5 protein-coding genes are annotated in these 8,825 nt (G+C 34.1%); all 5 read left to right on the top strand.

Going from position 1 to position 8,825, the window contains the following annotated elements:
- Positions 1–269 precede the first annotated feature (269 nt).
- Positions 270–602, top strand: coding sequence for a type II toxin-antitoxin system RelE/ParE family toxin (locus IV513_RS14170; protein WP_209391212.1), 333 nt, complete (start codon positions 270–272; stop codon positions 600–602).
- A gap of 21 nt (positions 603–623) precedes the next feature.
- Positions 624–1,724 (top strand): HigA family addiction module antitoxin, encoded by a 1,101-nt coding sequence (locus IV513_RS14165; RefSeq protein ID WP_209391211.1) that lies wholly within the window; start codon positions 624–626, stop codon positions 1,722–1,724.
- A 281-nt stretch (positions 1,725–2,005) separates the two neighbouring features.
- On the top strand, positions 2,006–3,337 hold the full coding sequence (locus IV513_RS14160; RefSeq protein WP_209391210.1) for a DUF262 domain-containing protein: 1,332 nt from the start codon (positions 2,006–2,008) through the stop codon (positions 3,335–3,337).
- Positions 3,338–3,363: 26 nt separating this feature from the next.
- On the top strand, positions 3,364–5,331 hold the full coding sequence (locus tag IV513_RS14155; RefSeq protein ID WP_209391209.1) for a DUF262 domain-containing protein: 1,968 nt from the start codon (positions 3,364–3,366) through the stop codon (positions 5,329–5,331).
- A gap of 6 nt (positions 5,332–5,337) precedes the next feature.
- Entirely contained in the window at positions 5,338–8,547 is a 3,210-nt protein-coding gene (locus tag IV513_RS14150) for a type I restriction endonuclease subunit R (RefSeq protein WP_209391208.1), read from the top strand.
- Positions 8,548–8,825 lie beyond the last annotated feature (278 nt).

The following is an 8,825-nucleotide window of genomic DNA, read 5'->3' as shown; positions in this document are numbered from 1 at the left end:
AATTTTGAATCCATAAGAAGGTTTTTTTGTTGTACAACCTCAAAGATACTTTGAGTTACTTTAATTCCTTCTTATTTTTTTATTTAGGACGCTATTGATTTGTATTCAAAAATTGAAATTAATAGAGAACAAATCCAAACCCTAACCCAAATACGCGATACCTTATTGCCAAAGTTAATGAGTGGTGAGGTGCGGGTGAAGGTGTAAGTTTGTGAAAAATAATTGACAGCAAGTGTTATCTAAAATAATTTAAAAATTGTATCTTTGCAGTGGATATATCATTTGGTGATAAAAAATTAAGAAAGATAGCTAACGATCAAAGAAAATGTTTTCAGGAATTAGGGCAGCTTAGAGGTAAAAAGTTACTTCAACGTTTATCTGATTTGAGGGTTGCAGAAACATTAGAAGACGTAAGGCATTTGCCAGGACGGTTCCATGAACTCGTTGGTGACAGAAAAGGGCAATGGGCATGCGACTTAGACCATCCCTACCGTTTAATTTTCAAACCACATGAAAACCCTATTCCTACAGACGAACACGGTAAATATATTTGGGTAGAAATACTTGGAGTAGAGGTTATTGAAATTAAAGATTATCATTAATAACACTTAAAGAAGTAAATTATGATACCACAAAATGAATTCATTCTAGATATCGCATTCCATCCTGGAGAAACTTTAGCTGAGAAATTAGAAGAAATAAACATGGGTCCTAAAGAATTTGCTATTCGGACAGGTAAACCAGAAAAAACCATTAATGCGGTACTCAAAGGAGAAAGTGCGATTACCTCTGATATGGCTATTTTATTTGAAGATGTATTGCAAATTCCTGCCCGTTTTTGGTTAAAACAGCAATATGAGTATGACGAATATATTGCTCGTCAAAAGCGACAATCTGTTATTGACTTAGCAAAAGATTGGGCTGCTCAATTTCCTTATGTCGAAATGGCAAAATTAGGTTGGATAATACCTACGCGAAAAGTGGAAGAAAAAGTTGTTCACTTATTTAAGTATTTCGGATTAAGTTCCTCAGAGGCTTGGGAAGAATATTTCTATAAGCAACAATTAAAAGTTGCTTTTCGAATTTCATTGCACAACACTAAAAACCCCCATGCCTTATCAGCTTGGATACGTCAAGGTGAACTACAAGCCAATAGCATGGAAGCGCCAGCTTTTGATAAGCAATTGTTGCTAGAGCAATTGCCTAAAATTAAAAAAGTAATGGCAATACATCCACAGGATTTCTTTGTGCAATTACAGCAATTGTGTCTAAAAGCGGGTGTGAAAATTATTTATACGCCTTGTGTAAAACAAGCACCTATTAGCGGAGCAACTCGTTGGATAAATAATCATCCTGTAATCCAACTAACAGGACGTTATAACCAAAACGATCGTTTCTGGTTTACCTTTTTCCATGAGGTTGGACACGTTTTATTACACGGTAAAAAAGAAATCTTTTTAGAAGATATAGAATATTCTGATTATGATAAACAGAAAGAGCAGGAAGCCGATGATTTTGCTGTAAAATGGACGTTTTCTGAGGAGCAGGAAAATGAAGTTTTGAAAAATGAAGATCTCACAGAGATAGAAATTGTGGAATATGCTAAGAAATTCAATACACATCCTGCTATAATTATTGGACGTTTGCAAAAGAAAGAAATCATACATTATTCACAAGGAAGGCAGTTTTTTCACAAACTAAACTTTAATAACTCCAACGAATGATATGACCGAAAACGAAATAGAATTCTTAACGCTTGACTTATACAAGGCAAAGAATACGGCAAATTGCTGTAATTAAGAGAAAAAAAATATTCAATTAAAGAATAGGAGAAATGACTGAAAACGAAATTGAGAGTTAAAATCCAAACCCTAACTCAACTTCGCGATACCTTATTGCCTAAGTTAATGAGTGGCGAAGTGAGGGTGAAGGTGTAAAAGCATAAAGGAGCTGTGTGAAAATGCGGCGCCTTAAAGCGATTAACCAAAGAATAACCAAAGAAAACATGAGTACTTTACAAGCGACGGTACAATTTATTAAGAAATTACCTTTTCAAGAATTGGTAATTCCAGATTATCAGCGCCCCTACGTTTGGCAATTAAAAGAATTGCGCCAGTTGTGGGATGATATTTTACAGAGTTTGGCTCATGACAGAAAAGACTATAGAATAGGCACTATCATTTTACATGAAAACGCAGACAGTGGAAAATTAGAAATTGTGGATGGGCAACAACGTCTTACCACTTTGTCTTTGTTATTATATATGCTCAATCATGAAGAAACAGCTAATTTATGCTGTAGCTCTTTTTTAAGCGAAAAACAATTTCTTCATCAAAGTTCTGCTCAAAACATTCTAAACAATTGTAATGAACTTCGCCAATGGATAGAAGAAGAATTAATAGAGCCTTCCGAATTGTACGCCTATATCCTCAACCACTGTTCGGTAACTGTACTCAAAGTAAACGATATTTCTACGGCTTTTCAAATATTTGATAGTCAAAATGGTCGCGGCTTAACACTTCAAGCCTATAATCTATTGAAAGCGTATCATATGCGCTTCCTGTATCATTTACCTGAAGATGAAAAAATAAAAATTGATAAAAATTGGGAGTCTAGCGCTCGTAACGAAAAGCACAAAGACTATCTAGAACAAGTGATACACGAACAATTGTATCGTACACGTGTTTGGTCTAATAATCAAGAGGCATACGCCTTCACCAAAAAGCATATTAAAGAATTCAAAGGAAGCTCCGTTACCAAACTATTGTATCCGTTTGAAAATTATGTGTATCAAAGCTCCATATTGAATGAAGATATGGTACGACGTTTTCCTACAGAAAAATATGAAATTGGTTTCGAAATAACCCAACGCATCAAAAATGGCGATCATTTTTTTGAATATATACAAGCTTATGTAAGGATGTATCAATATTTGTTTGAGGCTACTTCGGATAATGAAGACATAAAAGATTTCCGCACTTTTTACAAGGAATATTGCACAAAATTCAGAAAAAAAGGAGATGAGTATTTATTAGAACTGTATAAGTCGTTAATCATGTGTCTATTCGATCGTTTTGGCATACTTGGATTAAATAAATATTATAAACTATTATACGCTTGTGTTTTTAGATTTCGACTAGAGAAAAAGTTTGTAAAATATGCGAGTGTGGCTAAACTTCCTACCTCATTATTTACTGGGATTTGCAATGCGAAAGACATTTTAGACTTACGTTTTATACGCGAGTATGCTTTGCAACCTATTGAGAAAAAAGATAACGGAAATAATGAAATCGTAGAACAGTTTTTTGATCAACACCTAAAAGTAGAAATGTACTAATGAGCACAACTTCGAGATCTCTTAATATGGCCAAGCCAATCTTAGATATTGTCACAAAGCCTTATATCATACCTATTTATCAAAGAAACTATAATTGGGGATTTGATGAAATTACCCAATTACTTCAAGATATCTACGAAAGTTATCATAAGGATAAAACGCAAGATTACTTTCTAGGAAGTTTAATCGTATTTAAAAGACAATCAGCGTCAATTTATGAAGTGATTGATGGGCAACAAAGATTAACAACACTACATATTATTCTTAGTTTGCTTTGGAAAGAGATAAACCGCATTTATCCTTTAGCATACGATTCAAGACCAGAAGTAGTTTCATTTTTTACCAATCTTAGAAGACAACAAATAGCTTTTAAAGCTTCCAATCAAGAGATATCAGAAGCCAATCTGATTAATTTCCTTAAAGCTATCAATACGATTCTCAATACCAAATTAGAAAGTGATATTGAGTCAACTTTAGCAATTCATAATCTTATTGAAAATGACGAAATAGATTCTTTTATAGATTACATACTTCAGAAGGTCATATTAGTAGAGGTGGTAATGCCCGAAGATACGGATGTAGCTAGTTATTTTGAAATAATGAATAACCGTGGAAAGCAATTAGAAGAGCATGAGATTATCAAAGCTCAACTAATGACCAAAATCAAAAACGCCAAACAACGACACCTATTTGGAAAGGTGTGGGATGCTTGCTCAGAAATGAATCGGCCTGTACAAAAGTTTTTTACACCAGATGAACGTTTGATATTATTTGGTGAAGAATACGATGCTGTTTTCCCGAAAAAAATTATGCAGTTAAACTATCACACTGATAATGTGGTAGCCTCATCTATACTAGATATATTAAAGAATCCAAATCAAAAATTACGAAGCGACGCTTTACTTGAACATGAAGATGAACTAGATGAAGATGTTACGTACACTTCAATAATTGATTTTAGTAATTTTTTAATTCATGTTTTAAAACTAGTGTATGCTCAAGTGGATATACCATTGAGTAGTGATCAATTACTAAAAATATTTAAAGATATACCTAACAATGTACTAGAAACAGTTACACCTTTAGAATTTGTACAACAATTATTATTCTATCGTGTAGTTTTTGACCGATTTATCGTTAAATCTACTGCTGGATTAGAAAATAATGATGCATGGGATGAAGAAGCTAATGGCGCAAGATGGATATTGAAAAAACCTGTGATGCGTTGGCAAAATAGACAAAAATATGCTAAGTATTATAGAACATTAAAGTTTGTAAATTCTTTTACGGAAACCAAGGATAATCTATCTTATCAAGAAAGAATTGTAAAGCTTTTGTCTATGTTACAAGTAACTTACAGACAACGAAAAAACAAAAATTACTTGCAGTATATTTTAAGTTTGTTTGACCCATCAACCCCATCATCCTTAAATATTAGTTCGGCTGAATATATAAAAAAAATAGAAGCTTTTGCACTTCAACAATTTGAAAAACTAGATATTGTAGATTTCCTTTCTAGCGATTTAGAAAGTGATTTTACTCAAGAAAATGTTTATTGGAATGGTACTGATACACCACATTTTATATTTAATTTTATTGATTATTTATTGTGGGTAAATCAAGTATGGAACGAAGTTGATTATGGTATTTTACCAAATTTTGATTTTACTTATCGAAATTCCGTAGAACACCATTTTCCTCAAGCACAACAAGATTTACTTACAACTACTGATATAGATAAAAATGTGATTTTACATTGTTTAGGAAATTTATGTTTAATCAGTAAAGGAGCAAATTCAAAATTGAATGATCGTTCAGCCTGGGACAAAGCTACAGATCCACGTTATTCAAATGGAACCTTGACTCCTAAAAGAAAAATTATGTATTCAATTACACAAGAAAATAAATGGAATATTAAACAAATTATTGAGCATTATTACGAAATTGTAAAAGTATTATCTGAACGAAATGAAATTCTAAGTATTAATTGCTAACCAACCATGACCGAAAACGAAATAGAACAACTCGCTATAGCATTATTAGAACACCAAGGATATACCTATATCAATGGGGTTCAGTTAGCTCCTGATGAAGGAGGTACGGAAAGAATATCATTTGAAGAGGTTGTTTTAAAACAACGTTTAGAAAATGCGGTTCGTCGTATCAACTCAACCATTCCTCTTGATGCACAACAAGATGCTGTAAAGCAAATCTTGCGTATTGCTTCGCCTGATGTGTTATCAAACAATGAAAGCTTTCACCGGTTGTTAACCGAAGGTATTCCGGTAACCAAACGTGTGAATGGACAGGAACGTGGGGATCGTGTGTTTTTAATTGATTTTGAAAATCCATTACACAACGAATTTTTAGTAGTCAATCAATTTACTATCGTAGAAAACGGAGTAAATAAAAGACCAGATATCATTCTTTTTGTCAATGGTTTACCATTAGTTGTGATTGAGTTAAAGAACGCTACGGATGATAAAACCACCATTCAATCTGCCTTCCGACAAATAGAAACCTACAAAGCAATGATTTCTTCATTGTTTACCTTTAATGCATTTTCTGTTATCTCGGATGGGTTGGAAGCAAAAGCAGGAACCATTTCAGCAGGTTTGAGTCGCTTTATGGCTTGGAAAACTACAGATGGTATCTCCGAAGCTTCTAAACAAATCAGCCAATTAGAAACATTGATTAAAGGAATGTTACAACCAAGCGTATTATTGGATTTGGTGAGACATTTTGTGGTTTTTGAGAAATTCAAAAAAGAAGATGCAGGTGGAATTGTTACCGTACAAACGGTAAAGAAATTAGCAGCTTATCATCAATATTATGCCGTAAATCGTGCGGTAGAATCTACTAAAAGAGCTTCTGGTTTTGTTTCAAAACAAACATTAGGGAATTTAGTAATGGAGTCTCCTGAAAGCTACGGTTTACCAGGCGTTAAAAACCAACCTGCAGGCGACCGAAAAGGTGGTGTGGTTTGGCATACACAAGGTTCCGGTAAATCCTTATCTATGGTGTTTTATACAGGTAAAATTGTATTAGCCTTAGATAATCCAACGGTTTTAGTGATAACGGACCGTAATGATTTGGACGATCAATTATTTGACACCTTTGCGGCTTCGAAACAATTATTGCGTCAAGATCCTGTCCAGGCAACGGATCGCAAACAATTGAAAGACTTATTGAAGGTAAATTCAGGTGGTGTAATTTTCACGACGATACAAAAATTTCAACCCGAAGAAGGAAATATTTTTGAAACATTATCCGCCAGAGAAAACATCATTGTCATAGCAGACGAGGCACACCGTACACAGTATGGTTTTAGTGCTAAAACGGTTGATGATAAGGATGAAAAGGGAAATGTAATTGGTAAAAAAATCGTGTATGGATTTGCAAAATATATGCGTGATGCCTTACCTAATGCGACGTATTTAGGTTTTACAGGAACACCAATTGAAAGTACGGATGTCAATACACCAGCAGTTTTCGGTAATTATGTAGATATCTACGATATAGCTCAAGCAGTAGAAGACGGAGCAACAGTTCGTATTTTCTATGAAAGCCGATTGGCGAAGGTAAAATTAACCGAAGAAGGAAAGGAATTAGTAGATGAGCTGGATGATGAATTGGATCAGGAAGATTTAACAGCCACTCAAAAAGCCAAAAGTAAATGGACTCAGTTAGAAGCCTTGATTGGTGGGAAACAACGTGTTCAAAATATAGCTGCTGATATTGTCGGTCATTTTACTCAACGCCAGGAAGTGTTTCAAGGGAAAGGAATGATCGTGTCAATGAGTCGTCGTATTGCGGCGGATTTGTACAATGCGATTATTGCTATAAAACCTGAATGGCATTCGGACGATTTGAAAAAAGGAAAGATAAAAGTTATTATGACTTCTGCATCTTCTGATGGTCCTGAATTGGCTAAATTCCACACGACCAAAGAGCAACGTAGAATGTTAGCCGAACGTATGAAAGATCCTAATGATGAATTAGAATTGGTTATTGTTCGTGATATGTGGTTAACAGGTTTCGATGCTCCAAGTATGCATACGTTGTATATCGATAAACCTATGAAAGGGCATAACCTTATGCAGGCGATTGCTCGTGTAAATCGTGTATATAAGGATAAGCCAGGTGGTTTAATCGTTGATTATTTAGGAATTGCTTCCGATTTGAAAAAAGCGTTGGCTTTCTATTCCGATGCAGGAGGTAAAGGAGATCCTGCTGTGGCACAAGAACAGGCGGTAGCTTTTATGTTAGAAAAAATTGAAGTGATTTCTGCCATGTATCATCGTTTCCCTTATGAAGATTATTTTGATGCTGATACATCAAAAAAACTGTCGATGATATTAGCTGCAGAAGATCATATTCTAGGTTTAGAAAATGGTAAGAAAAGATATATTGATGAAGTAACCTCTTTATCAAAAGCCTTTGCTATTGCGATACCACACGATCAAGCGATGGATGCTAAAGATGAAATTTCATTTTTCCAAGCCGTTAAAGCAAGGTTAGCAAAGTTTGATAGTACGGGGCCTTGTAAAACAGATGAAGAAATTGAAACAACCATTCGACAAGTAATTGATCAGGCTTTGGTATCCGATCAAGTGATTGATGTTTTCGATGCAGCAGGTATTAAGAAACCTGATATTTCTATCTTGTCTGATGAATTCTTGATGGAATTGAAAGATATGCAACATAAAAATGTGGCATTGGAAGTTTTGAAAAAATTATTGAATGATGAAATAAAATCGAGAGCAAAAACCAATTTGGTACAGAGTAAGAAATTGCTGGAAATGCTGGAGCAATCCATCAACCGTTATCATAATAAGATTCTAACAGCTGCAGAGGTGATTGATGAATTAATTCATTTAAGTAAGAATATTGTAGAAATGGATAGTGAGCCCCAAAAATTGGGATTAACGGAGTATGAATATGCATTTTATACCGCAGTTTCTAATAATGATAGTGCTAAAGAATTGCTTCAGCAAGAAAAGTTACGTGAACTTGCGGTTGAATTAACCAATACAATAAAACAAAACGCAAGCATTGATTGGAACATCAAAGAGAGCGTGCGAGCAAAGTTGAAAGTAGCTGTAAAACGATTATTGCGTAAATATGGTTATCCACCAGATATGCAATTGCTGGCTACGGAAACAGTATTAAAGCAAGCGGAGATGTTAGCGAAGGAGTTGAGTGCGTGATCTAAGAAAGGATTATCAGATTTGATTTTTTGTTGAAAAACGTAATGAATGAGCCGAATATAAAACGGTACATGGCTACTTAATTATTGCCTATACAACAAACATGTACTACATTTGAAGACCTATACCAATCAATTATTGCAAATATAGCGTACAATAATAAAAATTATAATTTTTTTTAATGAATATCCGTAATTTATCATAACTTTTGTATATTTGTAGTAATCAAACAATTAGATATGAATTTATTCAGTTTTTCAGCACATTTTGGGACAGAA

Source organism: Chryseobacterium sp. RR2-3-20, from assembly GCF_017808115.1.
Lineage (GTDB): Bacteria > Bacteroidota > Bacteroidia > Flavobacteriales > Weeksellaceae > Chryseobacterium > Chryseobacterium oryzae.
Note: the sequence above shows the minus strand (reverse complement) of the source record. Positions and strands in the feature narration are given on the sequence as shown.

Excerpts from the sequence above, each read along its gene's own strand:
- IV513_RS14165 (WP_209391211.1), top strand. The coding sequence starts at position 624 with ATGATACCACAAAATGAATTCATTCTAGATATCGCATTCCATCCTGGA.
- IV513_RS14160 (WP_209391210.1), top strand. The coding sequence starts at position 2,006 with ATGAGTACTTTACAAGCGACGGTACAATTTATTAAGAAATTACCTTTT.
- IV513_RS14155 (WP_209391209.1), top strand. The coding sequence starts at position 3,364 with ATGGCCAAGCCAATCTTAGATATTGTCACAAAGCCTTATATCATACCT.
- IV513_RS14150 (WP_209391208.1), top strand. The coding sequence starts at position 5,338 with ATGACCGAAAACGAAATAGAACAACTCGCTATAGCATTATTAGAACAC.